At 62.3% G+C, this 25,970-nt stretch carries 21 protein-coding genes, 3 rRNA genes and 1 pseudogene; 5 read left to right on the top strand and 20 right to left on the bottom strand.

Annotation, left to right across the window (positions count from 1 at the left end):
- Positions 1-682: 682 nt before the first annotated feature.
- Both AU252_RS11360 and AU252_RS11355 read right to left on the bottom strand, forming a co-directional pair.
- The gene (locus AU252_RS11360; RefSeq protein WP_058930805.1) at positions 683-1,288 is read right to left on the bottom strand and encodes a class I SAM-dependent methyltransferase; all 606 of its coding nucleotides are present in this window, start codon (positions 1,286-1,288) and stop codon (positions 683-685) included.
- 76 nt (positions 1,289-1,364) lie between these two features.
- Positions 1,365-1,648 (bottom strand): annotated as a pseudogene (locus tag AU252_RS11355) (transposase); the annotation flags it as partial.
- A 231-nt stretch (positions 1,649-1,879) separates the two neighbouring features.
- On the opposite strand from AU252_RS11355, the gene AU252_RS11350 reads away from it, so the two are divergent.
- The gene (locus AU252_RS11350; RefSeq protein WP_058930803.1) at positions 1,880-2,221 is read left to right on the top strand and encodes a YciI family protein; all 342 of its coding nucleotides are present in this window, start codon (positions 1,880-1,882) and stop codon (positions 2,219-2,221) included.
- A 387-nt stretch (positions 2,222-2,608) separates the two neighbouring features.
- Here the strand turns inward: AU252_RS11350 and rrf are convergent.
- The 8 genes from rrf to AU252_RS11310 form a co-directional block, all read right to left on the bottom strand.
- A 5S ribosomal RNA gene (gene rrf, locus AU252_RS11345) occupies positions 2,609-2,725 on the bottom strand.
- A gap of 234 nt (positions 2,726-2,959) precedes the next feature.
- Positions 2,960-6,095, bottom strand: a 23S ribosomal RNA gene (locus AU252_RS11340).
- 517 nt (positions 6,096-6,612) lie between these two features.
- Positions 6,613-8,136: ribosomal RNA gene (locus AU252_RS11335) — 16S ribosomal RNA — on the bottom strand.
- Together the 16S, 23S and 5S rRNA genes form the textbook arrangement of a ribosomal RNA operon.
- Before the next feature lie 692 nt (positions 8,137-8,828).
- A complete protein-coding gene (rpsN, locus tag AU252_RS11330) occupies positions 8,829-9,134 on the bottom strand; it encodes a 30S ribosomal protein S14 (RefSeq protein WP_026266887.1) in 306 nt (101 codons plus the stop codon).
- Positions 9,135-9,138: 4 nt separating this feature from the next.
- The gene (gene rpmG, locus AU252_RS11325; RefSeq protein ID WP_013602737.1) at positions 9,139-9,306 is read right to left on the bottom strand and encodes a 50S ribosomal protein L33; all 168 of its coding nucleotides are present in this window, start codon (positions 9,304-9,306) and stop codon (positions 9,139-9,141) included.
- Positions 9,306-9,542: a 50S ribosomal protein L28 gene (gene rpmB, locus AU252_RS11320; RefSeq protein ID WP_056342125.1), complete on the bottom strand. Its 237-nt coding sequence runs from the start codon at positions 9,540-9,542 to the stop codon at positions 9,306-9,308. The genes rpmG and rpmB overlap by 1 nt, the downstream gene beginning before the upstream one ends.
- 253 nt (positions 9,543-9,795) lie before the next feature.
- Positions 9,796-10,557 (bottom strand): SGNH/GDSL hydrolase family protein, encoded by a 762-nt coding sequence (locus AU252_RS11315; RefSeq protein ID WP_058930802.1) that lies wholly within the window; start codon positions 10,555-10,557, stop codon positions 9,796-9,798.
- A 75-nt stretch (positions 10,558-10,632) separates the two neighbouring features.
- A complete protein-coding gene (locus tag AU252_RS11310; RefSeq protein ID WP_056342119.1) occupies positions 10,633-11,124 on the bottom strand; it encodes a MarR family winged helix-turn-helix transcriptional regulator in 492 nt (163 codons plus the stop codon).
- Positions 11,125-11,206: 82 nt separating this feature from the next.
- On the opposite strand from AU252_RS11310, the gene AU252_RS11305 reads away from it, so the two are divergent.
- On the top strand, positions 11,207-11,494 hold the full coding sequence (locus tag AU252_RS11305) for a YciI family protein (protein ID WP_058930801.1): 288 nt from the start codon (positions 11,207-11,209) through the stop codon (positions 11,492-11,494).
- A 68-nt stretch (positions 11,495-11,562) separates the two neighbouring features.
- Here the strand turns inward: AU252_RS11305 and AU252_RS11300 are convergent, their stop codons facing one another.
- From AU252_RS11300 to AU252_RS11280, 5 genes are all read right to left on the bottom strand, one after another.
- The gene (locus tag AU252_RS11300) at positions 11,563-12,684 is read right to left on the bottom strand and encodes an ABC transporter ATP-binding protein (protein ID WP_058930800.1); all 1,122 of its coding nucleotides are present in this window, start codon (positions 12,682-12,684) and stop codon (positions 11,563-11,565) included.
- A gap of 9 nt (positions 12,685-12,693) precedes the next feature.
- Positions 12,694-13,521 carry an ABC transporter permease gene (locus AU252_RS11295; protein ID WP_056342111.1) on the bottom strand — a complete coding sequence of 276 codons (828 nt, stop codon included), beginning with the start codon at positions 13,519-13,521 and terminating at the stop codon, positions 12,694-12,696.
- The gene (locus AU252_RS11290) at positions 13,508-14,392 is read right to left on the bottom strand and encodes an ABC transporter permease (RefSeq protein ID WP_058930799.1); all 885 of its coding nucleotides are present in this window, start codon (positions 14,390-14,392) and stop codon (positions 13,508-13,510) included. The genes AU252_RS11295 and AU252_RS11290 overlap by 14 nt, the downstream gene beginning before the upstream one ends.
- Position 14,393: 1 nt before the next feature.
- Positions 14,394-15,485: an extracellular solute-binding protein gene (locus AU252_RS11285; RefSeq protein WP_058930798.1), complete on the bottom strand. Its 1,092-nt coding sequence runs from the start codon at positions 15,483-15,485 to the stop codon at positions 14,394-14,396.
- Positions 15,486-15,706: 221 nt separating this feature from the next.
- Positions 15,707-16,570 carry an SGNH/GDSL hydrolase family protein gene (locus AU252_RS11280; RefSeq protein ID WP_058930797.1) on the bottom strand — a complete coding sequence of 288 codons (864 nt, stop codon included), beginning with the start codon at positions 16,568-16,570 and terminating at the stop codon, positions 15,707-15,709.
- A gap of 582 nt (positions 16,571-17,152) precedes the next feature.
- On the opposite strand from AU252_RS11280, the gene AU252_RS11275 reads away from it, so the two are divergent.
- On the top strand, positions 17,153-17,911 hold the full coding sequence (locus AU252_RS11275; RefSeq protein ID WP_083510354.1) for a glycoside hydrolase family 16 protein: 759 nt from the start codon (positions 17,153-17,155) through the stop codon (positions 17,909-17,911).
- Positions 17,912-18,047: 136 nt separating this feature from the next.
- Here the strand turns inward: AU252_RS11275 and AU252_RS11270 are convergent, their stop codons facing one another.
- From AU252_RS11270 to AU252_RS11250, 5 genes are all read right to left on the bottom strand, one after another.
- On the bottom strand, positions 18,048-19,088 hold the full coding sequence (locus tag AU252_RS11270; RefSeq protein WP_058930796.1) for a siderophore-interacting protein: 1,041 nt from the start codon (positions 19,086-19,088) through the stop codon (positions 18,048-18,050).
- On the bottom strand, positions 19,085-19,900 hold the full coding sequence (locus AU252_RS11265; RefSeq protein ID WP_058930795.1) for an ABC transporter ATP-binding protein: 816 nt from the start codon (positions 19,898-19,900) through the stop codon (positions 19,085-19,087). Before AU252_RS11265 ends, AU252_RS11270 begins: the two co-directional genes overlap by 4 nt.
- Position 19,901: 1 nt before the next feature.
- Positions 19,902-20,885 carry a FecCD family ABC transporter permease gene (locus AU252_RS11260; protein ID WP_058930794.1) on the bottom strand — a complete coding sequence of 328 codons (984 nt, stop codon included), beginning with the start codon at positions 20,883-20,885 and terminating at the stop codon, positions 19,902-19,904.
- A 122-nt stretch (positions 20,886-21,007) separates the two neighbouring features.
- Positions 21,008-22,129, bottom strand: coding sequence for a FecCD family ABC transporter permease (locus AU252_RS11255; RefSeq protein WP_205630669.1), 1,122 nt, complete (start codon positions 22,127-22,129; stop codon positions 21,008-21,010).
- 10 nt (positions 22,130-22,139) lie between these two features.
- Positions 22,140-23,231 (bottom strand): iron-siderophore ABC transporter substrate-binding protein, encoded by a 1,092-nt coding sequence (locus AU252_RS11250; protein ID WP_058930793.1) that lies wholly within the window; start codon positions 23,229-23,231, stop codon positions 22,140-22,142.
- A gap of 209 nt (positions 23,232-23,440) precedes the next feature.
- Here AU252_RS11250 and AU252_RS11245 point away from each other — a divergent pair, with 209 nt between their 5' ends.
- Positions 23,441-25,414: an MFS transporter gene (locus AU252_RS11245; protein WP_058930792.1), complete on the top strand. Its 1,974-nt coding sequence runs from the start codon at positions 23,441-23,443 to the stop codon at positions 25,412-25,414.
- Positions 25,411-25,962 (top strand): TetR/AcrR family transcriptional regulator, encoded by a 552-nt coding sequence (locus AU252_RS11240; RefSeq protein WP_058930791.1) that lies wholly within the window; start codon positions 25,411-25,413, stop codon positions 25,960-25,962. The genes AU252_RS11245 and AU252_RS11240 overlap by 4 nt, the downstream gene beginning before the upstream one ends.
- Positions 25,963-25,970: the final 8 nt, after the last annotated feature.

Here is a 25,970-nt window from a genome sequence, read left to right as displayed (position 1 = left end):
CAACCACCAACCCCGGAAATAACAGGATAAAATGGCTGCACAAAATTTGAAACCAGCTGTAAAAACCAGACCACACCACGGGGTGGCGGATCCAGTCAATTCAACCAATTCAATACAATAAATTGGTATCAACAAACTTGGCACACTATTGAGTTCTCAAACAACAGACACACCCGGCACCACCACAACCATACAATCGGCCGTGGATCGCTCCGGAGCAACTTTTCAAACTTACCCGGTTTCCCGCCCCGATGCAAATCCATATTCCAGGACCCGCACCAGCAGAAAACACATCCCCACCAAACAAAGGCGCTCAAAAGAACAACCAACATTTGGTCTTGAATTAGGGGGTTTGGCCGCCCGCGGTAACCAGCTCTTCGCTGTTCCCCTCGCGGCGACTTAGAAAACAATACACCCACCCAACCCCCACCGCAAATCCACCCCCACAAGGGGTCCTATGCCCCCAGGATCCGCGTCGTGGCGGGGAATCTGAGGGGCTCACCGGAGTCCCGGTGCAGTATTCGGCCAGAACGGGTTTCTGTTGACTGGATCACATCACGCGAGGATTTGGCCCACGGCCGATTCAACCCAGGCCGTCGCCTTTCCGGTTACAGGTCAGCCCAAGCCTTGTTGTAGTTTCGGTTTACCTTTCGCCTGCCTGCATTCCTCCTGTTGCTGTCTCTTATGAATGGCTCAGGCGTGCACTGATAGCGGCGTGCGGCCGATGACCAGGATCAGTTCGTCGCTGATGGGAGGTGGTTTCGAAGCCGGCTGCACTAAGGATCCTGCTGAGGTCTCCCACGGGCCAGGAGTACGCAGGCGTCACCGCATGTGGAAATCTCGTGATTTCGTCTCCTTCAAACAGACCTAGCAGGAGAAGTCCGCCTGGAGTCAGGCGCCGTGCCAGTTCCCGGAGAGCGGAGGGAACCTGGTCGGGTTCAAAGTGGATCAGCGAGTACCAGGCCAGGATGCCTGATGCATATCCTTCGGGAACGCCGAGACTCGTGAGGGAGGCTACGCGGAATGGGATGCCGGGGAAGGATGCTTCTGCTTGCTTGATGAACGCCGGCACCAAATCGATTCCTTCGACCGCCGCCCCTTGGTCCGCGAGGAACTTGGTCCAATGGCCGGGCCCGCATCCCACATCCAGCACTGGCCCCACCAGAGGTGCGACCCAGTCAGCTACGAGCTTCCGGTCAGCTGGATGAGAGGACTCGACCGACCCAAATCTGGCAGTGTACTCGGCGGCTCTCTTTGAGTACGCGGTCTCGACCTCTGCATCCGTCATGCAGCCACCTTATGGTGGGCACAGGAATCGATGCTTCCGGGCAGAGTTGCCTATTCGTTTGACGTGCCCTCTACAGACCGGTACGGCCGCGGTGGCCATGGATGGCCTGCTGGCCCCGACGCCGGCACTCATCGAGCGCCTTGCCGGCCAGGCGCGCCACGTGGAAGGGATCCAGGACCGCGACCGCCTCCACGGTTTCGCGCCAAGCCGTGGGTCGCTCGGCCAGCCAGTCCTTGAACGCCTGTTTGGAGCGGCCGTCTACCATGTCGAGCAGGCGCGCGGGGCCGGTTCCCTCACGGATCGGGTGAGGTCGATGACGACGGTGACGTACTGGTCGCCACGCCTGGTGTGTCGCCACACGCGCCCGCAGTCGATGCACCGGTGCAGCGGATCGTAACCTCGCCCTTCTTCGCGGGCGCGGGCTTTAGAACGTGCTCCCAGACGGTACCGCTCGAGCAGTTTCAGCGGGTCGACCGCGACGCATACCTTGACCATATGTCGGGCGCCAGAGCCATAATCAGTCTGGGCACCAGAGCGGTGCCGCAGAGAAGAGCCCGTCGGATGGCGCCGCCGGAGCAGAGGAGTCCTCGAATGACGAAGTACCTGATCTCGTTCCCCGGTGAGGCCATGGTGGTCCCCGAGGAGGACTTCGAGGCGGTAGTCGAAGCCTCGCATGCCGTCATCGACGAGGCCAAGGCGGCGGGTGTGTACGTCTTCGGCGGCGGGACCGATGAGGACGTAGACCCGGTACTCGTGGCCGGTGACGGCACCGTCACCGAGGGCACGTACCCAGGCCACAAGGTGCCCAACGGCGGCTACACCGTTCTCGAGCTGCCCTCGCGGGAGGCGGCACTTGAATGGGCCGCGAAGATCGCCGTCGCCTGCCGCTGCTCGCAAGAGGTCCGGCAGTTCCTGTACGACCCGGCAAGCTGACCGACGGCACCTCGCCGGCCTACTGGTAGATCGGAGCCGGTCGGCCTCCGGTGTACGCCAGCGGGCAAACCAACATGCCACCACCGGTCATTTCTAAGTTGCGTTGATACTGCCGGAGGAGCGCTCTTTCTACATCCGGCCGAGGGAAAGTCGGCCCGTACGATACGACCTTGTTGGGTTCGGGCTGGAACGCGGACATGAAGCTGACCACGCGGATGCGACATTGCTGCGGGTGGTGGGTGCGGGTGTCCAAATTCACTGCAGGAGGGTCCGGGTTTTCGCTGCATTAAGTGAGAGAGCGTCCCGGGCTGCGTGTTTGTGGTGTGGGTGGTTAAAGTGGGAGAGCCCCCCAACCTGGTGGTTGGGGGGCTCTCGACCGTAATGATGTTCCGGCGGTGACCTACTCTCCCACACCCTCCCGGGTGCAGTACCATCGGCGCTGTGGGTCTTAGCTTCCGGGTTCGGAATGGGACCGGGCGTTTCCCCCACGCTATGACCGCCGTAACCCTTCGACCCGTCACACCCGAAAGGGGGTGTGTGGGAAATCTGGTTACAACATGCTTTCTGCAACTTTTGGTTGCAGGTGTGGTGTTGTTATTGTGTTGTGTTTTTTGTTCCCTGCAACGTGCCCGTGTCGGGTTTGTTGTTTGGGAACCACATAGTGGACGCAAGCAGTCTTGTTATCTTTTTACCACCCGTTGGTGCAAACCTCTTTTGAATAGGTTTGCAGGGTGGTGTGTGGTGTAAGTTATCGGCCTATTAGTACCGGTCAGCTTCACGAGTCGTTAGTCCTCGCTTCCACATCCGGCCTATCAACCCAGTGGTCTGGCTGGGGGCCTCTCACACACAAGGTGTATGGAAATCTCATCTCGAAGCGAGCTTCCCGCTTAGATGCTTTCAGCGGTTATCCCATCCGAACGTAGCTAATCAGCGGTGCACTTGGCAGTACAACTGACACACCAGAGGTTCGTCCGTCCCGGTCCTCTCGTACTAAGGACAGCCCTTCTCAAATTTCCTGCGCGCGCAGCGGATAGGGACCGAACTGTCTCACGACGTTCTAAACCCAGCTCGCGTACCGCTTTAATGGGCGAACAGCCCAACCCTTGGGACCTACTCCAGCCCCAGGATGCGACGAGCCGACATCGAGGTGCCAAACCATGCCGTCGATATGGACTCTTGGGCAAGATCAGCCTGTTATCCCCGAGGTACCTTTTATCCGTTGAGCGACGGCCATTCCACAATGTACCGCCGGATCACTAGTCCCGACTTTCGTCCCTGCTCGAGATGTCTCTCTCACAGTCAAGCTCCCTTGTGCACTTACACTCGACACCTGATTGCCAACCAGGCTGAGGGAACCTTTGGGCGCCTCCGTTACTTTTTAGGAGGCAACCGCCCCAGTTAAACTACCCATCAGGCACTGTCCCTGACCCGGATTACGGGCCGAAGTTAGATGTCCAAAGTGACCAGAGTGGTATTTCAACGATGACTCCACCCGAACTGGCGTCCGGGCTTCAACGTCTCCCACCTATCCTACACAAGCCACTCCGAACACCAATACCAAACTATAGTAAAGGTCTCGGGGTCTTTCCGTCCTGCTGCGCGTAACGAGCATCTTTACTCGTACTGCAATTTCGCCGAGTTTATGGTTGAGACAGCGGGGAAGTCGTTACTCCATTCGTGCAGGTCGGAACTTACCCGACAAGGAATTTCGCTACCTTAGGATGGTTATAGTTACCACCGCCGTTTACTGGGGCTTGAATTCTCAGCTTCGCCGTAAGGCTAACCGGTCCTCTTAACCTTCCAGCACCGGGCAGGAGTCAGTCCGTATACATCGTCTTGCGACTTCGCACGGACCTGTGTTTTTAGTAAACAGTCGCTTCCCCCTGGTCTCTGCGGCCCCGATCCCCTCCCACCAGCAAGTGGTGTTCAAGGTTGGGGCCCCCCTTCTCCCGAAGTTACGGGGGCATTTTGCCGAGTTCCTTAACCATAATTCTCTCGATCGCCTTAGTATTCTCTACCTGATCACCTGTGTCGGTTTGGGGTACGGGCGGCTAAAACCTCGCGTCGATGCTTTTCTCGGCAGCATAGGATCACCAAATCCCCCCGTGAGGGGGTCCCATCAGATCTCAGGCATCATGAACGGCGGATTTGCCTACCGTTCGCCCTACATCCTTAGACCGGGACAACCATCGCCCGGCTTGGCTACCTTCCTGCGTCACACCTGTTAATACGCTTGCCTCCCAGGATCAGGTCCCGCGCTCCACCAAAACCCACATCACCCCGAAGGGTGGGCGGGCAGGTATCGGGCGGTTAGTATCCCCTGTTCAACATGGACGGTTTTTCGCCGGTACGGGAATATCAACCCGTTGTCCATCGACTACGCCTGTCGGCCTCGCCTTAGGTCCCGACTTACCCAGGGCAGATTAGCTTGACCCTGGAACCCTTGATCATTCGGCGGACGGGTTTCTCACCCGTCTTTCGCTACTCATGCCTGCATTCTCACTCGTGTAGGCTCCACCGCTGGTTTACACCGCGACTTCACTGCCCACACGACGCTCCCCTACCACTCCAGACGCCTGAACCAACCCACAAGGGGCGGCTTAGCTAATATCTGAAATCCACAACTTCGGCGGTGTACTTGAGCCCCGCTACATTGTCGGCGCGGAATCACTTGACCAGTGAGCTATTACGCACTCTTTTAAGGATGGCTGCTTCTAAGCCAACCTCCTGGTTGTCTTCGCAACTCCACATCCTTTCCCACTTAGCACACGCTTAGGGGCCTTAGTTGGTGGTCTGGGCTGTTTCCCTCTCGACTATGAAGCTTATCCCCCACAGTCTCACTGCTGCGCTCTCACTTACCGGCATTCGGAGTTTGGCTGACGTCAGTAACCTTGTAGGGCCCATTAGCCATCCAGTAGCTCTACCTCCAGCAAGAAACACGCAACGCTGCACCTAAATGCATTTCGGGGAGAACCAGCTATCACGAAGTTTGATTGGCCTTTCACCCCTACCCACAGCTCATCCCCTCCATTTTCAACTGAAGTGGGTTCGGTCCTCCACGACGTCTTACCGTCGCTTCAACCTGGCCATGGGTAGATCACTTCGCTTCGGGTCTAGATCACGCCACTGCAACGCCCTATTCAGACTCGCTTTCGCTACGGCTTCCCCACACGGGTTAACCTCGCGACGTAACACTAACTCGCAGGCTCATTCTTCAAAAGGCACGCCGTCACAACTACAAGGTTGCTCCGACGGATTGTAAGCACACGGTTTCAGGTACTGTTTCACTCCCCTCCCGGGGTACTTTTCACCTTTCCCTCACGGTACTGGTCCGCTATCGGTCATTAGGGAGTATTTAGGCTTATCAGGTGGTCCTGACAGATTCACACGGGATTTCTCGGGCCCCGTGCTACTTGGGATACTCTCCAGGCGGCACAAAACATTTCGGTTACGGGGCTCACACCCTCTCTGGCCGGCCTTTCAAGACCGTTCACCTATGCCTGCACATCACACCTCACCAGTCCGGCAGAACTGGTATGGAAAGTCCCACAACCCCGACCATGCAACGCCCGCCGGCTATCACACATGGAACGGTTTAGCCTGATCCGCGTTCGCTCGCCACTACTGACGGAATCACTATTGTTTTCTCTTCCTGCGGGTACTGAGATGTTTCACTTCCCCGCGTTCCCTCCACGCACCCTATGTGTTCAGATGCGGGTCACCAGGCAGCTCGCGCCCCTGGCGGGGTTTCCCCATTCGGACACCCTGGGATCACAGTCCGGTTATCGACTCCCCCAGGCTTATCGCAGATTCCTACGTCCTTCTTCGGCTCCTAATGCCAAGGCATCCACCGTGTGCTCTTAAAAACTTGACCACAAAAGATCAAAAACGCTAATTTTCGAGAGAACCATGAAAACCACCCACACCCCAAAAGAGTGCGGACAGATCCAGGTTCATAATTCTTGGAAATTGCTTCTTATAAAAGATGCTCGCGTCCACTATGTAGTTCTCAAACAACAACCCCGTACCACACACCCCACACACAACCCCAAAAGGGTCAACCGTGTGATCGATGCAGCCAGGAAACCAGAAACAAACAAACCCGACAGACGACACCGCAACCCGTAAGCTGCAACCCCATCCCCCGGCCCTGTTGCCTCAGGACCCAACAGTGTGCCAAACACTAAACCACCCACCCCCAACCCACACCGTTCCAGGACACCCCCAAGAGGGAATCCGTACTGGGCAAGGAAAGAAACAAGCGGCCGCTATTCGTTGATATTCCACCCTTGAGCACCCGCCGCAGAACAAACGTCTGCGCAACGGGCATATACTCCTGACAAACCCCCACACCACATACATGGCATGAACAATCTGTAGGTGCTCCTTAGAAAGGAGGTGATCCAGCCGCACCTTCCGGTACGGCTACCTTGTTACGACTTAGTCCCAATCGCCAGTCCCACCTTCGACAGCTCCCTCCCACAAGGGGTTAGGCCACCGGCTTCGGGTGTTACCAACTTTCGTGACTTGACGGGCGGTGTGTACAAGGCCCGGGAACGTATTCACCGCAGCGTTGCTGATCTGCGATTACTAGCGACTCCGACTTCATGGGGTCGAGTTGCAGACCCCAATCCGAACTGAGACCGGCTTTTTGGGATTAGCTCCACCTCACAGTATCGCAACCCTTTGTACCGGCCATTGTAGCATGCGTGAAGCCCAAGACATAAGGGGCATGATGATTTGACGTCGTCCCCACCTTCCTCCGAGTTGACCCCGGCAGTCTCCTATGAGTCCCCGCCATAACGCGCTGGCAACATAGAACGAGGGTTGCGCTCGTTGCGGGACTTAACCCAACATCTCACGACACGAGCTGACGACAACCATGCACCACCTGTAAACCGACCGCAAGCGGGGCACCTGTTTCCAGGTATTTCCGGTTCATGTCAAGCCTTGGTAAGGTTCTTCGCGTTGCATCGAATTAATCCGCATGCTCCGCCGCTTGTGCGGGCCCCCGTCAATTCCTTTGAGTTTTAGCCTTGCGGCCGTACTCCCCAGGCGGGGCACTTAATGCGTTAGCTACGGCGCGGAAAACGTGGAATGTCCCCCACACCTAGTGCCCAACGTTTACGGCATGGACTACCAGGGTATCTAATCCTGTTCGCTCCCCATGCTTTCGCTCCTCAGCGTCAGTTAATGCCCAGAGACCTGCCTTCGCCATCGGTGTTCCTCCTGATATCTGCGCATTTCACCGCTACACCAGGAATTCCAGTCTCCCCTACATCACTCTAGTCTGCCCGTACCCACCGCAGATCCGGAGTTGAGCCCCGGACTTTCACGGCAGACGCGACAAACCGCCTACGAGCTCTTTACGCCCAATAATTCCGGATAACGCTTGCGCCCTACGTATTACCGCGGCTGCTGGCACGTAGTTAGCCGGCGCTTCTTCTGCAGGTACCGTCACTTTCGCTTCTTCCCTACTGAAAGAGGTTTACAACCCGAAGGCCGTCATCCCTCACGCGGCGTCGCTGCATCAGGCTTTCGCCCATTGTGCAATATTCCCCACTGCTGCCTCCCGTAGGAGTCTGGGCCGTGTCTCAGTCCCAGTGTGGCCGGTCACCCTCTCAGGCCGGCTACCCGTCGTCGCCTTGGTGAGCCATTACCTCACCAACAAGCTGATAGGCCGCGAGTCCATCCAAAACCACAATAAAGCTTTCCACCCCCCACCATGCGATGAGGAGTCATATCCGGTATTAGACCCAGTTTCCCAGGCTTATCCCAGAGTTAAGGGCAGGTTACTCACGTGTTACTCACCCGTTCGCCACTAATCCACCAGCAAGCTGGCATCATCGTTCGACTTGCATGTGTTAAGCACGCCGCCAGCGTTCATCCTGAGCCAGGATCAAACTCTCCGTTGAAGTAAAACAGACACAACCACCAACCCCGGAAATAACAGGATAAAATGGCTGCACAAAATTTGAAACCAGCTGTAAAAACCAGACCACACCACGGGGTGGCATAATCCAGTCAATTCAACCAATTCAATACAATAAATTGGTATCAACAAACTTGGCACACTATTGAGTTCTCAAACAACAGACACACCCGGCACCACCACAACCATTCAATCGGCCGTGGATCGCTCCGGAGCAACTTTTCAAACTTACCCGGTTTCCCGCCCCGATGCAAATCCATATTCCAGGACCCGCACCAGCAGAAAACACATCCCCACCAAACAAAGGCGCTCAAAAGAACAACCAACATTTGGTCTTGAATTAGGGGGTTTGGCCGCCCGCGGTAACCAGCTCTTCGCTGTTCCCCTCGCGGCGACTTAGAAAACAATACACCCACCCAACCCCCACCGCAAATCCACCCCCACAACAGGTCGAAACCCCGCCATTCCGGGCCCAAAGCCGGCATCGGCACCCAAATTCGGGCGCCGCCGTCGTAAGTGAGTTCTGTGTGCTGCGGCACAACGGCCGACGCCTCTCACGGATCTCGACAAGCTCGATCACCGATGGGCTCGATCACCGCAAGCCTTAAACGCAGAAGGGCCGGCAACCAAATGGTTGCCGGCCCTTCTCAAGCAGCTGGAATCAGCGGTACTGAATTACCAGGAAGACTTGGTGATGCCCGGGAGCTCACCACGGTGAGCCATGTCGCGGAAGCGAACACGGGAGATACCGAACTTCTGGAAGGTACCGCGGGGACGGCCGTCGATGATGTCGCGGTTACGCAGACGGACGGGCGACGCGTTGCGGGGAAGCTTCTGCAGGCCGAGGCGTGCTGCTTCGCGAACTTCGTCGGTCGAGTTGGGGTCAACCAGAGCCTTCTTCAGTTCGAGGCGCTTTGCAGCGTAACGCTCAACGATGACTTTACGCTGTTCGTTCTTTGCGATCATTGACTTCTTAGCCATGTGTTTAGCGCTCCTCTCGGAATTCGACGTGCTGACGGATCTTGGGATCGTACTTCTTCAGAACCATGCGGTCCGGGTCGTTACGACGGTTCTTCCGCGTCACGTAGGTGTAACCCGTGCCCGCAGTCGACTTGAGCTTGATGATCGGACGTACGTCCTTGTCCTTAGCCATTAGAGCTTCACTCCCCGAGCAAGGATGGCGGCGACGACTACGTCGATGCCGCGTACGTCGATGGTCTTGATGCCCTTTGCAGAAAGCTGCAGCGTGACATTACGGCGCAGGGACGGAACCCAGTAGCGCTTCTTCTGGATGTTCGGATCGAACCGACGCTTGTTGCGACGGTGCGAGTGCGAAATGCTGTGCCCAAAGCCCGGCTCGGCTCCGGTCACTTGGCAGTGTGCTGCCATGACTTCTCCTCAAGAATTGAATGTAATGATCCGCATATCTGCTGCAGGATCATGCGGCTAAGTGCGACCCAAAGTGATCAGGGTGAACGGTTCGTCACGCAACTTGAGCCCCTAACTACCGGCTACCCTGGAGAAAATTACCGGGCCACCGGAGCAATTGCGCACGCTCCGCGCACTTAGCGCTCACCAAGTCTACGAGTTCACGCAATTAAAGACCAATCCGGGCTCGGACGGTGTATAAGGGGGCGTTGCCTCAGGGGCGCGTGAGCTGGGCGTACTTGGGCTCCAGTCCGTCGCCCGAGGACTTGCCGGTGACGCGGCGGACCACCCACGGGCCGGCGAATTCGCGGACCCAGCGGGCGTTGGCGCGGAGGGCTTCGGCCCGGTTCAGCTCGGGCACCGGGGTCATGGGCGGGACTTCGATCGAGTGGTCGTGCTCCAGGACGGTAAGGACGCGTTTGGCCATGTTGGCGTGCCCGGCGGCGGACATGTGCATCCGGTCCTGGGCCCACATGCCCCAGTCGTAGTACTCGTTAAAGCGCCAGTAATCCACCAGCAACGCTCCGTGGTCCCCGGCAATGCCGCGGACCAGTTCGTTGTAGATGGCGGTGCGGCCGCGCATGGTGCTGAAGACTTTGGAGCCGCGGGCGTCGAAGCCGGTGAACAGCACCACGGTGGCTCCGGTCGCCGCCAGCTTGCGGATGCCGGTGTCGTATTCCGCCAGCAGATCGTCGATGTCGATCTTGGGCCGCAGAATGTCGTTGGCACCTGCGTAGATGGTCACCAGGGTGGGGTTAAGTTCGACGGCGGCGTCCACCTGTTCTGCCATGATCTGGCGGAGCTTCCTGCCGCGGATGGCGAGGTTGGCGTAGCCGAAGCCGGGATCTTCCGCGCCCAGCTGCTCCGCCACGCGGTCCGCCCAGCCGCGGACGCCGTTGGGGCGGCTGGGATCGTCATCCCCGACCCCTTCCGTGAAGGAATCGCCGAGCGCTACATACCTGGTCGAAAAGTCCATGGCGTCAGTCTTTCATCTGTTGCCGGGAGCAACCAAGGCGGGGCCTGTCCGGACGGTGTCCATCAGGGCGACGGCTTATGGCCGGCTTTCGGTCTCGCGCAGGATCCAGTGGTCATCGTCCAGCCGGGCAACGATCTTTTCGCCGATGCGGGCAAGGTCATTGACGTCACGTTCCGTCAGGGCGTCCAGGAACTTGGTGCGCACCGCCTCCACGTGCCCCGGTGCGAGTGCCTCCAAAGTGGCCATCCCGACGTCGGACAGGTGTGCGGTGGTGACCCGTGCATCGCGGGGGTGCGGACGCCGCTCCAGCCATCCGCGCTTCTCCAGTTTGGCAACCACATGCGAGAGCCGGGACAGCGACGAACTCGTGCGGGCGGCCAGCTGGCTCATCGGCAGGAAGCGGCCCTCGGCCTCGGACAGCATGGCCATGACGTTGTAATCAAACAGGGACACCTTGCCGGCCGTGTGGAGCTGGTTGTCCAGGGCAGCCGGCAGCAGCGTGTTGATGCTCAGGAGTGCCAGCCAGGCACGGCGTTCGTCGGCGTTGAGCCAGCGCGGTTCGGTCATGCGTCCATTCTAGAAGCAGAGCGTGGTTGAGCGTTCAAGTGACGCACCAGTTCCCGTGGACCCATCCGGGTAGGCTGACTTTATGTTTGTTGTATCGCTGACCTACAAGGTGCCCGAAGACATCGTGGACTATCACCGCCCTGCGCATATGGCGTGGGTTAAGCAGGCGTTCGACGACGGCGTGTTCCTTGCGTCCGGACGCCTGGTTCCGGCGGTGGGCGGTGTGCTGTTGTCCAAGGCCGACCGAATCACACTAGATGCTGCGTTGGCCAAGGACCCCTTCTACAGCAACGGAGTGGCCGAGTTCGAAGTTATCGAATTCACCGCCACGACCGTGGCTGAGGGTTACGAAAACCTGCTGGACAACTAGGCCCCTGGCCCCTGCACCAGCAGGCTCCGAGGAACTGCCCGGCATCCGCGGCAGTTCCCCGGGAGGACCTACTGCTCCAGAACCAGCAGCTGCGCCTTGTCCGGCTCCCAGGTCACGAACAGCTCCGCGCCTGACGCGGGCCGACCCGACGCATCGGAACTGAGTTCGCGCACCTGGAGTTCGTGGCCGCCGGCCGTCAGACGGTGGCGCACCGTGGCGCCCAGGTTGGTCGAGGAGACCAGCGACGCCTTGCCGCAGTTGTCCGTGCTTGCCTCGGAGCTGAACTTGAGGTTTTCCGGACGGATGGACACGGCGTATTTCTCGCCGGTGACGCCGCGGTCGCGAACCCTGCCCAGGCCCAGGCCGCCGAGGTCAACCAGCGCCTCGCCGTCCTTGCGTTCCAGGACGGTGCACGGGATGAGGTTTGTGTCGCCCAGGAAGCTGGCCACCCAGTCCGTGAGCGGGTGGTTGTAGACCTCTTCGGGCGGGCCCGACTGGACGATCCTGCCGTCCTTCATGACCACGATCCGGTCCGACATGGCCATGGCCTCGTCCTGGTCGTGCGTGACGAAAAGGACGGAGATGCCCAGGCTCTTCTGCAGCGTCTTGATCTCTTCCTGCATGTGTTCGCGGAGCCGCTTGTCGAGGGCAGCCATGGGCTCGTCGAGGAGCAGTGCGGCCGGGTTGAACACCAGGGAGCGGGCCAGGGCCACGCGCTGCTGCTGCCCGCCGGAGAGCTGGCGTGGCTTGCGGTCGCCCATCTTGCCCAGGCCCACGCGTTCCAGCGCGCTATCGGCGCGTTGACGCCGTTCGGCTTTGGGTATCTTGCGCATCCGGAGCGCGAACTCCACGTTTTCGCGGGCGCTCATGTGCGGGAAGAGGGCGTAGTTCTGGAACACGACGCCCAGGTTCCGGTCCCGGGGCGGGAGCGAATCCACGGGCTTTCCGTCGATCAGGACGCTCCCGGACGTGTGCTCCTCGAAGCCGGCCACCATCATCATGGTGGTGGTCTTGCCGGATCCGCTCGGTCCCAGCAGGGTGACGAATTCGCCGGGTTCCACCACCAGGTCCAGTTCGTCGACGGCAACTACGTCGCCGTACGTCTTGCGGACCTGCCGGAGTTCAATGGAACCCTGCGCGGACGCCGTCGTCCGGGTGCTTGCTGCTGCGGAAATCACTGAAGTAGTCATGGGCCTTCCTTAGTTTGGTGCGGACACGGCCAGCGGCAGCATCCTGGCGGTGGAACGCCGTTTGAGAACGAACATGACCTGGAACAACAGCCCCAGGGTGGCCACGGTGACCAACAGAGCCGAGGACACCGCGATTTTGGGGGTCAGGTTGAACTGGATGTCGGTGAACATCTTCACGGGCAGGGTGGTGGCGCTGGGCGACTGCATGAACAGCGACATCACGGTCTCGTCGATGGAGACCGAGAAGGCGAACAGCGCCCCGGAAACCAGCCCAGGCAAGATGACCGGCAGGTAGACGTGTCGGAACACGGACAGCCATCCGGCGCCCAGGCTCTGCGCCGAATTGACCAGCGCCGGGTTCAGTCCGGCAAGGCTGGCACGCGTGGTCAAGTACACGTACGGGGTGGCGATGACGGCATGCGCCAGGCCGATGGGGAGGATGCTGCCCAGCACGCCGAGCGAGATGAAGAACTGGTAGAACGCCAGCGCCAGCACCACGGTGGGGACGATCATCGGCGCCAGGATCAGCCCGACGACAGCCTGCTGGCCCGGGAACTTGCGCCCGTGCAGGCCGATCGCCGCGGTCGCGCCGAGAATCACACCGATCACGACGGCGATCGCTGCAGATTGGAGGCTGGCCGTCAGGGCCGAGGTCCAAGCCTTATCAGCGAAGAAGCCGGCGACGGCGGCGAACGAGATTCCTTCGGGCGGGAACGTGATGTAGCGGCTGTCATTAAGAGCAACAGGCACCACGATCGCCGTCGGGACCACCAGGAACAGGAACACCGGAATGGAAAGCAGCGTCAGCAGTCGCTGCCGGGGATTAGTTGTCTGCATGTTGGCCTCCCGCCTTGAGCACTCGCTGGTAGATGGCAACGAGGATGCTGACCAGCACTGTCAGGATCACGGCCAGGGCCGCGGCCCCGGAGAAGTCGGTGAGCTGGCGCGCGTAGTAGTCGATCTGGTTGGCGATCATCATGTCGCCGGGTCCGCCCATGACCACCGGGGTGATGAAGAAGCCGGTGCTGATGATGAACACGAGCAAGCCTGCCGCGGAGATGCCCGGCGTGCTGAGCGGCAGGGTGATCCGGCGGAAGATTGAGGCTTCCTTGGCCCCGAGCGAACGCGCCGCCAGGGCAAGCCGGTCATCGATGGAAGTCAGCGAGGAGAAAATCGGGAACACCGCATACGGGAGCAGGCAGTGAACCATGCCGATGATCACGGCCAGCCGGTTGTGCAGCAGCTCAATGGGAGCATCGGTGAGGCCCACCGTCTGGAGGAAGGAGTTCACGATGCCGTTGTCCTGCAGGAGCACGGCCCACGCGAAGTTCTTCACCAGGATGCCGGTCCAGAAGGGCAGCAGCACCACGGCGAACAGGATCACGCGGGTCACCGTGCCGGAGCGCCACAGCACCAGGGCAATGACGTAGCCCAGGACCACGGTGACGACGGTGGATGCCAGGCTGATGCTCAGGGTGTTGATCAGGGAACGGACCACCAGCGGGTCTTCGAGGACGCGCTGATAGGCGTTGCCGGTGAAGCTCGAGCCCACCAGTTTGCCCAGCGGGCTGAGGAACAGTACGACGTCGAAGGCCAGGATCGGGGCCAGCAGCAGCCACCAGGTGGTGCGCCGCCGTCGGGGTTTCTCCTGCTCCGGTGCCGGGGCGCGTCCCTCCGGACGCGCGCGTTGCAAGGTTGCGTTGCTCATGTCAGCTGGCCTGCCACAGCTTGAACTGCTGCTCGGTCTTCTTCAGGTTCTCCGACCACCACTTGTCGTCACGGACCAGGATCTTGTCGGCCAGGCGCGGACTGGTGGGCAGGGTGTCTGCGACTTCCTTGGGCAGCTTGGACAGTGCCGGAGTGTTGGCCAGGGTCAGGTTGGTGACCGTATCGAAGGCGGCGCCGGCCTCGGCGTCGTTGGACATGAAGTTCATCAGTTTGAAGGCGGCTTCCTTGTTCTTGGCCCCCTTCGGCACCACGAAGTAGTCGCCGGCCAGCACCGCGTTCTCCGCGCTGAAGTTCAGCTTGGCGCCGTCGTTTCGGGCCGCGTTGATGCGGTTGTTGAAGCTCGTGGACAGCGAGACCTCGCCCGAGGTGAGCTGCTGGATGGGCTCCTGGTTGGCCGCGTGGTAAAGCAGGCGGTCCTTGCCGGGGTGGTGGCCCAGCACGCGCAGGGCCCGGTCGACGTCAAGCGGGTAGATCTTGTCGAACGGCACGCCGTCGGCCAGGAGTGCGGCCTCCAGCACGGAGCTGTCCGAGAGCTGGTTGTAGACCGAGCGCTTGGTATCGTACTTGCCCTGGTCGAAGAACTGCGCCCAGTCCTTGGGGGCCTGCGCATCGGGGATGGCCTTCTGGTCCCAGGCCATCACGAACAGGAAGCTCAGGTACTTGATGCCGTACTCCGCCTTGGCGTAGCCGGGCAGGCCCTTGTCGCTGATGATGTCGTAGTCGAACGGCTCCAGGAGGCCTTCTGCCACGGCCGTTTCGTATTCCGGGGCGGTGATTTCCACGAGGTCCCACTGCACGTCCCCGGACTGCACCTGGGCCTTGAGGGAGGCCAGGCTGGTGTTGGCCAGCAGCGTGGTTTGGATCCCCGACTGCTTGGAGAAGGGGTCCAGAATCGTCTGGGTCAGCTGGTCATTGTAGGAGCCGCCGTAGGAGGTGACCGTGACTGTCTTGTTGGCTGCCGCGCTATCGGCGGGCTTTGCCCCGCAGCCGGACAGTGCCAGGCCTGCGAATGGGGTCAACGCTGCTGCTTTCAGGAGTTTCCTGCGGTCAAAATGAAGGGAACTGTCAGTCATCGCGGTGGTGCCTCTCAAGGCTGGGGCCCTCCCGGCGCACGCCAAAGGACGCCGTGTGCCGAAGGGGCAGGTTGGGGATTCCGCGTTCACGCTGGCATCCCGACGGCGGCGGTTCACGCCCCGAACGGCCCACGCAGCGCTGAGCGGACTAGAGCTGACGCGTTGAGTCGTCGTCAGTGCCGCAACAGTATCTGTGATGTTGCACACAAGTCAACAGCTGTTTACAAACCGCTTGCTTTCGGGCTGTTCTTGAGCACCGCGTCCCGGTCCATCAGCTTCTTCAGCCCGCGCTTCCGCGGCACCTTGACCGGTTCTGGCCAGCGCGGCGCCAGTGCATCCCCGAGGGTGACGCCCCTGATTTTGCGGCCAAAAAGCGGCAGCACCCAGTCGTTAACCCAACGACGCTGCCGCTGTTCCCACTCCCGGAGGCTGAGCCGCGCCGGCGGGTCCCAGTCCTTGAGCCGGATTTTGTGGGGCACCCCGAGCTGGTCCAGCACCTGCCCGGCGAGGTATTTGTGGCCCGCCTTGGACATGTGGAGGCGGTCCGAGTCCCACATCCGCCGGTCATGGAAGGCGTCCAGGCACCAGTAATCCACCAGGACTGTCCCGTATTTCGCAGAGATCTCGCGGACGCGCTGGTTGTAGACCGTGTTCCGCTTCTTCAGCAGCTCCAGAACGGCCGAGACTTTGACGTCGAAGCCGGTGAACAGGACCACCGTGGCCCCCGTCCCGGCGAGTCGCGCCACGAGGTCCTCGTACTCGTCCATCAGGGCAGCCATGTCCGTGCCGATGTCCAGGATGTCGTTTCCGCCGGCGTACAGCGTGATCAGCGTGGGCCTCATGGCCAGCGCCGGTTCCAGCTGCTCGGTGATGACGTGGCGCAGGCGCTTGCTCCTGATGGCCAGGTTGGCATATTCCCACCCCGGCTCAGCCTTGGCCAGCTTCTCGGCCACCCGGTCAGCCCACCCCCGGACCCCGTTGGGCAGCCGCTCATCCCGGTCCCCAACACCTTCTGTAAACGAGTCCCCCAAAGCGACAAACACCCGCCGGCCCTCACGGTCCGAAAGCAAAGGATTAGAACCCATCCACTGAAAGTAACCGCCCAAAGAAACACCAAGGTAAACGGACAGCAACAGGATGTGCAGAAGGGTTGAGATCTAGGGGCAGAGTGCAAGGGAGCGTTTGCAGTGCCGGGTGCAAGGCGTGTCCACCAAGCCGCCGCCTCTGATCATCAGCAGCTGCTCAGCCTCTGTCACATTTTTGCGACCGATGGTCACGATCAGGTAACGTTGGCGGCTGGCCCCAATGCAGGGCCCCGGGCGCCCGATCACTGGACCCCCGATGCGCCCCTTCGGCGCCTGCTAGCTCCGGCCCCACCAAGGGGCCCAAGGATGCTTTCCGCACTCGTCATCGTCTCAAGTGCATCAGTCGTTTTCTTCCAGTCCTAGCCCGGAGGTATCTTGTTCAAGAAAATAGCCATCATAACGACCATGGGTGCTTTGTCCCTGACAGGATGCGGCCTAGCCCCTACGACCAATGGGGCGTCTGCCCCATCCTCGGCTGGCCGCGCGTCAGCACCTGCCACTCCAGCCCCAACTGCCGCAGCCACGGCGTCTTCAGCCGCAGCGTCTCCGGCGCCCACGGCTTCGAGCAGCGAGACCCCCGCTTTGGCGGCGGCAACCCCGGCGGCAGCCGTCACGCCGCCGGCGCCCGCGCTTGCCGCTGCCCCGGCCCCGGCCCAGCCGGGGCCCGCAGCCGGCCAGGCTCTCGCCACGACGGGTGACGGTGCGCAGGCAGCTGCCGCCTTCGGTTGGGGCCCGGTCCTGACGGGCGACGAATTCTCCAACACCGGCGCACCGGACCGGACAAAATGGAGTGTCTATAACAGTGCAGGGCATGCCGGCAAGGGCCTGCGCAGTCCCCAGGCTTGGTCGGTTGCCAACGGCGTGGCCACCGTCAGCGGAGACGCAGCCGGCACGACTGGCGGCATGTCGGCAAAGTTCGCGGAACAAAAGTATGGTCGCTGGGAAACGCGCATGAAAACCAATTCACGGGACCCGAAATACCACCCGGTCCTGATCCTCAACAACAACGCTGCCCCGAACTGTGCCGAGATCGATTATGCCGAGGGCAGCTCAGTCACCTCCGTGATGAGGTTCTTCCTGCACTACGCCTGTGGTGGAGCGGATTTCCAGACCACAGCGGCGACGCCCGTCGATGGCACACAGTGGCACAACTACGCGGTGGAGTGGACCCCGGCCGGGATCAGCGGATACGTCGACGGAGTAAAGACCTTCACTGACACGAACCCGGCGCACCAGCCCTCTGTGGCCATGAAGCAGACATTGCAGCTGGATTGGTTCCCGGACGGCTCCGCCACCAAGCCCTCGCAGATGCAGGTCGACTGGGTCCGCGTCTACCGGTAAGACAGACCCACCGGGACCTGGCGAGTTCCAGCGGTCGTTGCAACACCCTGACTTTCGGGAGTGGCAACGACCGTGGTTCGTTAAGGTGATGATTCATCAAGATCCCGGTGGTAGGGGAAGGGCCAGAAGCGCTCGGCTAGACCTCGGCCTTACCCTGGCGCCAGTACCCCATGAACGCAACCTGCTTGCGGTCGATCCCGACGTCGCGCACGAGGTACCGCCGCATGTCCTTGATAACGGCGGCCTCGCCGGCGATCCAGGCGTAGAAGGGCATGGCGCCGGCGGGCATGGCGGGGTTCTTGGTGGCCTCAATTTCGGCTGTTTCCATCCGCGCGGGGGTCTCCCAGAGGATGTCCACGTCCACATTGACGTCTTCGGGCTCCGGGCCCGCGCCGGCGTCGGACGCTTTGATTCCCACCCAGCCGGGAACGGGAACTGCAGTGCGCACTGCCTGCTGCAGCAGCTCGCCGTGCGGGCGTGAGCGGCCGATCGCGGCACCCCGGGCAAGCCAGGTGATGTCGACGTCGGCGGCTGTCTTGAGATCGAGGAAGTCACCGGCCTCCGGTACTTCCAGGAAGGCATGGCCGCTCATGTAGGACGGCAGGTTTTCGAGGATCGCGGAGATGGCCGGGATGGCGGTTTCGTCGCCGGCCAGCAGGACACGCTGGGCCATACCCGGCCGCCACTCGATGCCGGAGTAGATCTCGGCCGTGACACAGTGGGCGGCGCGGTTGTTGGGGCCGATGAGGGTGATGGCGTCACCCGGCTTGGCGTTCAGGGCCCAGTTCGCGGCGGGTCCGCCGTGTCCCTCGGCGTCGAAATGCATCACAAAGTCAACGTCAATTTCCGGATAAACGGCATCAAGCCGGGACTGACGGACCGTGTAGGTGCGCATCGAGCCGCGGACTGCGGGGTCCATGGCCAGCCATTCCTGGTACCAGCCGGTCTGCGACATTTCGAAGACCGGCAGGGGCAGCCGGGTCCCATCGGACGCCAGGGACGGGATCATCAGCTTGATCCGCAGGTCCATGGTCTCGCCGTGAACGCCGAAGTCCCGCAGCGAATAGCCGCCGAAGGTGATCCGGCGGAAGTTGGGGCTCAGCTCCTGCACCGAGGAAACAGTCACCTCGAAAGCCAGGGTCATGGGCTCGGTGGCGGCGATGTCGCGGGTCTTCATGAAACGAGCTCCAGTTCGGTTGCGGTGGCGTGGTGGCGGCCGATGGGGATGATCAGGGGTGTGCCCGAGACCGGATCGGGAATCACCCGGGACTCAAGGCCAAAGACGTCACGGACCATCTTTTCGGTGACAACGGTTATGGGGTCACCCAGGGCCACGATCTCGCCGCCCTTCATGGCGATGACATGGTCGGCGTAGCGTGCCGCGAGGTTCAGGTCGTGCAGGACGATGGCCACGGTGGTGCCGCGCTTGCGGTTCAGATCCGTGATGAGGTCCAGGACCTCTACCTGATGGGCAAGGTCCAGGTAAGTGGTGGGTTCGTCCAGCAGAAGCACTTCGGTTTCCTGGGCCAGCGCCATGGCGATCCAGACGCGCTTCCGCTGGCCGCCGGAGAGTTCGTCGACGTTCCGCTCAGCGAGTTCCAGCGTTTCTGTCGCTTCGAGCGCGCGCTGCACGGCGGCGTCGTCCTCGGCGCTCCAGCTGCGGAAGAAGCCCTGGTGCGGATACCGGCCGCGGCCCACGAGGTCGCGGACCGCGATGCCGTCCGGCGCCGTGGGGTGCTGCGGGAGGAGGCCCAGGGTGCGCGCCAGTTCACGGGCCGGGCGGGCGTGGATGTCCTTGCCGTCCAGCGTGACCACGCCGGCTGCCGGTTTGAGGAGGCGGGACAGGCCGCGGAGGAGCGTGGATTTGCCGCAGGCGTTGGCGCCTACAATCATGGTCACCTTGCCCTCGGGGATATCCGCCGTGAGGCCGTCCACCACGCAGCGCTGGTCGTATTTGAGGGTGAGGTCCTGGGCGCTAAGAACGGCCATGTCAGGCATCCTTTCGGTTGGCGGTGACCAGAAGCCACAGCAGGAACGGGGCACCGAGCGCGCCGGTGATAACGCCGACGGGCAGCACGGTGCCGTCCAGCAGCAATGGGGCGAGGTTGGCCGCGACGTAGTCGGCGGTGAGGACAATCAGCGCACCTACCAGGGCCGACGCCGGGAGGCTGGCTTTTCGGGTGAAGCGCCGGGCGATGGGCCCAGCCAGGAACGCGACGAATGAGACCGGCCCGGCAGCCGCCGTCGCCACGGCGGCGAGTGCGACGGCGGTGACCACCACGGCGAGGCGCGTGAACCCGACGCGGATGCCCAGCCCGGCCGCGGCGTCGTCGCCGAGTTCCAGGATGCGCAGCGGCCCGGCAAGGGCGATGACGGCGGGGACCAGGACCAGCAGCGCCAAGGAGAGCATGCCCGCCCGGTCCCAGTTGGCGGAGTTGAGGGAGCCGTTAAGCCAGACGAGTGCGTCAGCTGCCGTGCGGATGTCCGCGCGGGTCATCATGAAGTTGACCACCGCGTGGAGGGCGGCGGCGATGCCCACACCGGCCAGAATCAGCCGGTTGCCCGCGGCGTTCCCCCGGTTGCCGCCGCCTGAGCCCAGTGACGGTCCGCGGGAGATGGCGTAGATCAGCGCTGCGATACCCAGCGCGCCGCCCAGTGCCGCTCCGGACACGGCGGGACCTGTGGCGCCGAAGATCACGATGGCGGTGACCGCGGCCGCGCTCGCTCCGTAGCTGATGCCGATCACGTCGGGGCTGGCCAGCGGGTTGCGGAGCATGGTCTGGAACAGGCCGCCGGAGAGGCCGAACGCGGCACCGATCATCACCCCGATGACGGCCCGGGGCAGCTTGTTCTCCATGACAATGAAGCTTGCGCCGGGGATTTTCTCGCCGCCGGTCAGGTGCCCGATGAGGATCTTGAAAAAGTCCGGGACAGTCACGGTGTAGCTGCCCAGGAGGACGTACACGGCGAACATAACCACGACGCCGAGGGCCAGGGCGGCGGTCCGCCAATGTTGCTCTATCAGTTTTGGTCGTTTAGACCCGGTTTTGGCAACCGGAAGTGATAGGTCAACGGGGGGTTTGGTTTCGACGAGGTTCACAGGCCGGCCCCCTTGCCGCGGCGGATGAGCCAGACGAAGACCGGCGCACCCACGAGTGCGGTCATGATGCCGGCCGGGACCTCGCCGGGAAGCAGCACAACGCGGCCGATGATGTCCGCGCCGAGCAAAAGTGCCGGCGCGAGGACCAGGGAGAACGGCAGGATCCAGCGGTAGTCGGGGCCAGTGAGTGACCGGACCGCGTGCGGAATGACCAGGCCAACAAAGCCGATGGGCCCAGCCAATGCCGTCGCGGAGCCGCACAGCAGCACGATGCCCAGGGCGGTGACCCCACGCGTCAGGCCCACACGCTGGCCCAGGCCGCGGGCGATGTCATCACCCAACGCGAGGCTGTTGAGGATGCGGCTGGTGCCCAGAATTATGAGTGCCCCGACGGCAAGGAACGGGAGGCCCGGGAGCACCACTGCCCAGTCGCGGCCGGAGATTCCGCCCACCTGCCAGAAACGGAAGCGGTCCAGGGTGTCCTGGCTGGAGACGAGAATGACGCTCATCAGGGAATAGAGTCCCGCACTGAGGGCTGCCCCGGCGAGGGCGAGCTTGACCGGCGTCGCACCGTCCCTGCCCATGGACGCGACGAGATAGACCACGACGGCGGCGGCTCCGGCGCCGATAAACGCGAACCAGATGTAGCCGCTCAGGGAGGTGACGCCAAAAAGGTAAATGCCGGTGACCACGGCCAGCGCGGCGCCGGCATTGACACCCATGATGCCCGGATCTGCCAGCGGATTGCGGGCAACGCCCTGCATGGCGGCGCCGGCCAGGCTCAGGGCACCGCCAACGAGGATGCCGAGGACGGTGCGCGGGATGCGTGCGTGGACCACGGCGTGGTCCCCGTTGGCGGCGTCGAACTGGGTGAGCGCCTGCCACACGGTGGTCAGGGAAAGGCCCCGGGCGCCGATGGCCAGGGAAGCGGCGGCTAACAAAGAAAGTACGACGACGGCGGCCAGCAGCCAGGCAACCTGCCTGGTTCTGGCCTTCCCGCCGGCGCTAGCCAATCGACCGGCGCGAACGGACACTTGGGGCCCTCGTTGCGACCCGATCGGGGCCCAAAGTGTCCGTTCGCGCTGTCCGGCGGGTGCCGTCATCGTACTTTCCGTCATGGAGCGGTGCTTACTTCACTGCATCCGCGGCGGTGGCGAGCTGCGGGAGGAAGGTGTCCAGCGCCCACGGCAGGCTCAGCGGCGAGGAGGCGGAGATTGCCAGGACCAGGCTCTTGTCCGCGTCGGCAACGAACGCGCCGTTCTTGACGGCCGGAATCTGGCCCAGCAGGGGGTCGTTCTTGACCGCCGCGGCGGTCGCGGTATTCTCAACCGAGCTCAGGAAGATATCGGCCTCAAGTTCGTTGGCTTTCTCGGCGGACCATGTCACGAAGAAGTCCTTGGAGCCGGCGGAAGCCTTCTCGGCGACCGGGGCAAGCTTCATCCCGATAGCTGACAGGAACTTCGGACGGTTGTCATTGGCGGTGTAAAAGCCCGTTGCCGTGAGGTCCGCGGGATCGGTGTAACCGTAGATGTAGCTCTTGCCGGCGATCTGCGGGTACTTGGCAGCTTCCGTCTTGACGGTGGCCTCAGTATCGGCGATGAGCTTGGTAGCTTCAGCCTCCTTGCCCAGGGCCTTGCCGATGATCGAGGTTGAATCCTGCCATGAGGTTCCGTAGGCAACCTCGGGGTGCGCCACCACGGGGGCGATCTCGCTGAGCTTCTTGTAGTCCTCTTCGGTCAGGCCGGAGTAGGCAGCCAGGATGACGTCCGGTGTGAGCTTGGCGATCTCGGTGAAGTTGATGCCGTCAGCCTCGGAGAACTGGACCGGAGCCTTGTCGGAACCGAAGCCCGCGCCGAGTTCCTTCAGCGCCGCGTCCTTCCACGGCGTGGAGCCCTGCTCGTTGCCGCCCCATTCGTTCTTGGGGACGCCCACCGGGACTACGCCGAGGGCAAGGGCAACGTCGTCGTTGACCCAGGAAACGGTGACTACGCGCTTGGGCTGTTCCTTGACGGTGGTTTCACCGAAGACGTGCTTGATGGTGACCGGGAACTGCGAGCTGCTGGAGCTGGAGGTGCTGGCGTCCGAGGTGGAGGACGCGGGGCCGGTGGAGCAGGCGGACAGTGTGAGTGCCGCGGCGGCCAGAACGGCCGTTGCCTTGCCGGCTGACTTGAACAGCGTGCGGCGGGTGGCGCTCGGGCCGGAGAAGAGGGGGGAAGTCACGGAACTCCTTAGGTGAATGATGCGAACCTAAGTAAGGCTAGCCTAGCCTGCTCAGAATTAGAAAAGCTTTCCATTGCGTAATTGATTATGTGACGCAACAAATAGCGCCAGGTCATTGCCGGCAGGGGTGAACGGTGGTTCACTCTTAAGAGGGTAAACATGCGTTCACGACGCCTCACCCCGTCCCGGTCCACACCTGAAAGCACCTGATGCCGCGTTCCAACGCCCTGAACACCAAACGGAGCCCGTCCCCGTCCGCCATCACCGCCGTCCTGGCCCTCAGTGGCACGGTGGTGGCCCTCATGCAGACACTCGTGATTCCGCTGCTTCCGGATTTCCCCGAACTTCTGGACGTGACCGCCGACGACGCCTCCTGGCTGGTAACCGCCACTTTGCTCTCCAGTGCCGTGGCAACGCCCATCGTGTCCCGCAGCGCGGATATGTACGGCAAGCGCAAGATGATGGTGGTGTGCCTGGCGATCATGGTGGCCGGTTCCGTAATGGCAGCAGTTGGCGGATCCTTCGTGTGGCTGATCATCGGCCGCGCACTCCAGGGCTTCTCCGCCGCCCTGATTCCGGTGGGCATCAGCATCATGCGCGATGAACTGCCCAAAGAGAAGATGGGCTCCGCCGTTGCGTTGATGAGCGCCACTTTGGGAATCGGCAGCGCCTTGGGCCTGCCCCTGGCGGGACTCTTGTACGAGAGCCTGGGGTGGGCCTCGATCTTCTGGGTGTCCGCTGCCGCAGGTGCACTGCTGCTCGTTGCCGTGCTGCTGGTGGTTCCGGAATCAAAGGTCCGCACGGCCGGGCGCTTCGATTACGCAGGAGCGCTGGTGCTGTCCGCGGCTTTGGCAGCCCTGTTACTGGCGATTTCCAAGGGCGGCACCTGGGGCTGGGGCTCGGAGCCGGTGCTGCTGCTGTTCCTTACGGCCGCAATACTCCTGGCCGTCTGGGTTCCGTACGAGCTGAAAGTCAGCCAGCCGATGGTTGACCTGCGGACATCCGGGCGCCGACCGGTGCTCATGACCAACGTGGCCTCGCTGCTCATCGGTTTCGCGATGTTCGCCAACATGCTCCTCACCACCCAGCAGCTCCAGCTGCCTACCGCCACGGGCTACGGTTTCGGACTGAACGTGATCACCGCTGGCCTGTGCATGGTCCCGTCCGGGCTCGCCATGATGGTTTTCGCGCCTGTTTCCGGACGTATCATCCGGGTCTCCGGCGGCAAGTCCGCGCTGATCGCCGGTGCCATTGTGATGATTGTGGGCTACGTGGGCCGCGTCTTCTTCTACGACTCCATCGCGTGGGTGATCATCGGTTCAACCGTGGTCAGCGTCGGCACAGCCATCGCCTACGCCGCCATGCCGACACTGATCATGGGCGTGGTGCCGCGCACCGAGACGGCCTCGGCCAACGGGTTGAACAGCCTGGTCCGGTCCATCGGCACCTCGACATCCAGCGCCGCGGTTGCCGCCGTCCTCACCTCAGTCAGCATGACCGTCGGGGCGGTGCAGCTTCCATCCTTCGACGCTTTCAAGGACGTCTTCTGGCTGGCTGCGCTGGCATCGGCCGCCTCGGTGGTGGCCACGGTCTTCATTCCGCGGGCCACCGCGGGCCACCGCTCCCCCGTCTCCGGATCTGCAGCGGCGGAAATCGTGGTGCAGGGGCGCGTCCTTGCGCCTGACAACCGCCCCGTCACTCCCGCCGTCGTGACCGTGCTTCAGACCGCCGGCGAGCCGGTGGACTGGAGCCGGGTGGATGCGGAGGGCAACTATTCGGTGGCCCTCCCCGGCGCCGGGAAGTACCTCATGGTGGCCAACGCAGCGGGCTGGGCACCGATGGCCGAGGTCTTCGACTTCGACGGCCGCACCCGCCACCAGAACTTCCTGCTTCGGGACCGGCTGGAGATCGCCGGCCTGGTCACCGCCGGCAGTGAGGCTGTGGCAGGCGCGGTGGTGACCCTCCTCGAGGCAGGCGGCGGTTATGTGGCAACCACGCTTTCGGACGACGACGGCGCGTATGCGTTTCCGCTGCCCCTCGCCGGCCGCTACATCGTGACCATGCTTCATCCGATGACCCACGAGGCCATGGCGCAGAAACTCGCGGTCGACAACCGCTCCATGACGCTGGACTTCGCCGCGCCGCGTGTGGAGGAAAAGTCCACAGAGCCGGTGGGCGCATGAGCAGCCCCAGCCACGACGCGATCCTCAGCGCAGCCGGACGCCTTTTCGGGCAACGCGGCTACCGTGCCGTCACGGTGCGGGACATAGCCGCGGACGCTGGCGTTTCGGCGGCCCTGGTCATGAAACTGTTCGTCTCCAAGGAAAAGCTCTATGCCGCCGTCCGGCCCGACGAATCGCAGCTCGCCGAACTGGAGGTCCCGACGTCGGAACTCGGCAGGGCCCTCGTCTTCCGTGTGTTGATGCGCCGGGAACGCGGAACGCAGGAGCCGTGGGCCGTCATCCCGTTCGCCGTGCTGGACTCTCCCGACCCCGAGGCAGCCCGGACGGATGTCCGCGAAAGGTACCTCGCCGCCATCGCGAGCCTGATCGGGGACACAACACCGGAGCGGCGGTTCGCCTCCACCGTGGTGGCCCTGATGACCGGCTTCGGCGAGACCGTCCGCACGCTGGGCCTCTTCGACGGCTGGGACTTTGACGAGCTGGTGGGACACTACGGCGCAATCGTCCAGGCCCAGATCGACGCCTGCACGGCTGCCCTCAACCAATAGCAACGCGG

It is taken from the genome of Pseudarthrobacter sulfonivorans (assembly GCF_001484605.1).
In the GTDB taxonomy this organism is placed as follows: domain Bacteria; phylum Actinomycetota; class Actinomycetes; order Actinomycetales; family Micrococcaceae; genus Arthrobacter; species Arthrobacter sulfonivorans_A.
The sequence above is the reverse complement of the archived record's forward strand: the minus strand, read 5'-3'. Positions and strand labels throughout refer to the sequence as shown.

What these genes read in the sequence shown, in the direction of transcription:
- rpsN (WP_026266887.1), bottom strand. Translation starts at nt 9,134, where the DNA reads ATGGCTAAGAAGTCAATGATCGCAAAGAACGAACAGCGTAAAGTCATC.
- AU252_RS11285 (WP_058930798.1), bottom strand. Translation starts at nt 15,485, where the DNA reads ATGACTGACAGTTCCCTTCATTTTGACCGCAGGAAACTCCTGAAAGCA.
- AU252_RS11280 (WP_058930797.1), bottom strand. Translation starts at nt 16,570, where the DNA reads ATGGGTTCTAATCCTTTGCTTTCGGACCGTGAGGGCCGGCGGGTGTTT.
- AU252_RS11310 (WP_056342119.1), bottom strand. Translation starts at nt 11,124, where the DNA reads ATGACCGAACCGCGCTGGCTCAACGCCGACGAACGCCGTGCCTGGCTG.
- AU252_RS11295 (WP_056342111.1), bottom strand. Translation starts at nt 13,521, where the DNA reads ATGCAGACAACTAATCCCCGGCAGCGACTGCTGACGCTGCTTTCCATT.
- AU252_RS11265 (WP_058930795.1), bottom strand. Translation starts at nt 19,900, where the DNA reads ATGGCCGTTCTTAGCGCCCAGGACCTCACCCTCAAATACGACCAGCGC.
- AU252_RS11305 (WP_058930801.1), top strand. Translation starts at nt 11,207, where the DNA reads ATGTTTGTTGTATCGCTGACCTACAAGGTGCCCGAAGACATCGTGGAC.
- AU252_RS11290 (WP_058930799.1), bottom strand. Translation starts at nt 14,392, where the DNA reads ATGAGCAACGCAACCTTGCAACGCGCGCGTCCGGAGGGACGCGCCCCG.
- rpmB (WP_056342125.1), bottom strand. Translation starts at nt 9,542, where the DNA reads ATGGCAGCACACTGCCAAGTGACCGGAGCCGAGCCGGGCTTTGGGCAC.
- AU252_RS11245 (WP_058930792.1), top strand. Translation starts at nt 23,441, where the DNA reads ATGCCGCGTTCCAACGCCCTGAACACCAAACGGAGCCCGTCCCCGTCC.
- AU252_RS11350 (WP_058930803.1), top strand. Translation starts at nt 1,880, where the DNA reads ATGACGAAGTACCTGATCTCGTTCCCCGGTGAGGCCATGGTGGTCCCC.
- rpmG (WP_013602737.1), bottom strand. Translation starts at nt 9,306, where the DNA reads ATGGCTAAGGACAAGGACGTACGTCCGATCATCAAGCTCAAGTCGACT.
- AU252_RS11240 (WP_058930791.1), top strand. Translation starts at nt 25,411, where the DNA reads ATGAGCAGCCCCAGCCACGACGCGATCCTCAGCGCAGCCGGACGCCTT.
- AU252_RS11255 (WP_205630669.1), bottom strand. Translation starts at nt 22,129, where the DNA reads ATGACGGAAAGTACGATGACGGCACCCGCCGGACAGCGCGAACGGACA.
- AU252_RS11360 (WP_058930805.1), bottom strand. Translation starts at nt 1,288, where the DNA reads ATGACGGATGCAGAGGTCGAGACCGCGTACTCAAAGAGAGCCGCCGAG.
- AU252_RS11315 (WP_058930802.1), bottom strand. Translation starts at nt 10,557, where the DNA reads ATGGACTTTTCGACCAGGTATGTAGCGCTCGGCGATTCCTTCACGGAA.
- AU252_RS11300 (WP_058930800.1), bottom strand. Translation starts at nt 12,684, where the DNA reads ATGACTACTTCAGTGATTTCCGCAGCAGCAAGCACCCGGACGACGGCG.
- AU252_RS11260 (WP_058930794.1), bottom strand. Translation starts at nt 20,885, where the DNA reads ATGTTCGCCGTGTACGTCCTCCTGGGCAGCTACACCGTGACTGTCCCG.
- AU252_RS11270 (WP_058930796.1), bottom strand. Translation starts at nt 19,088, where the DNA reads ATGAAGACCCGCGACATCGCCGCCACCGAGCCCATGACCCTGGCTTTC.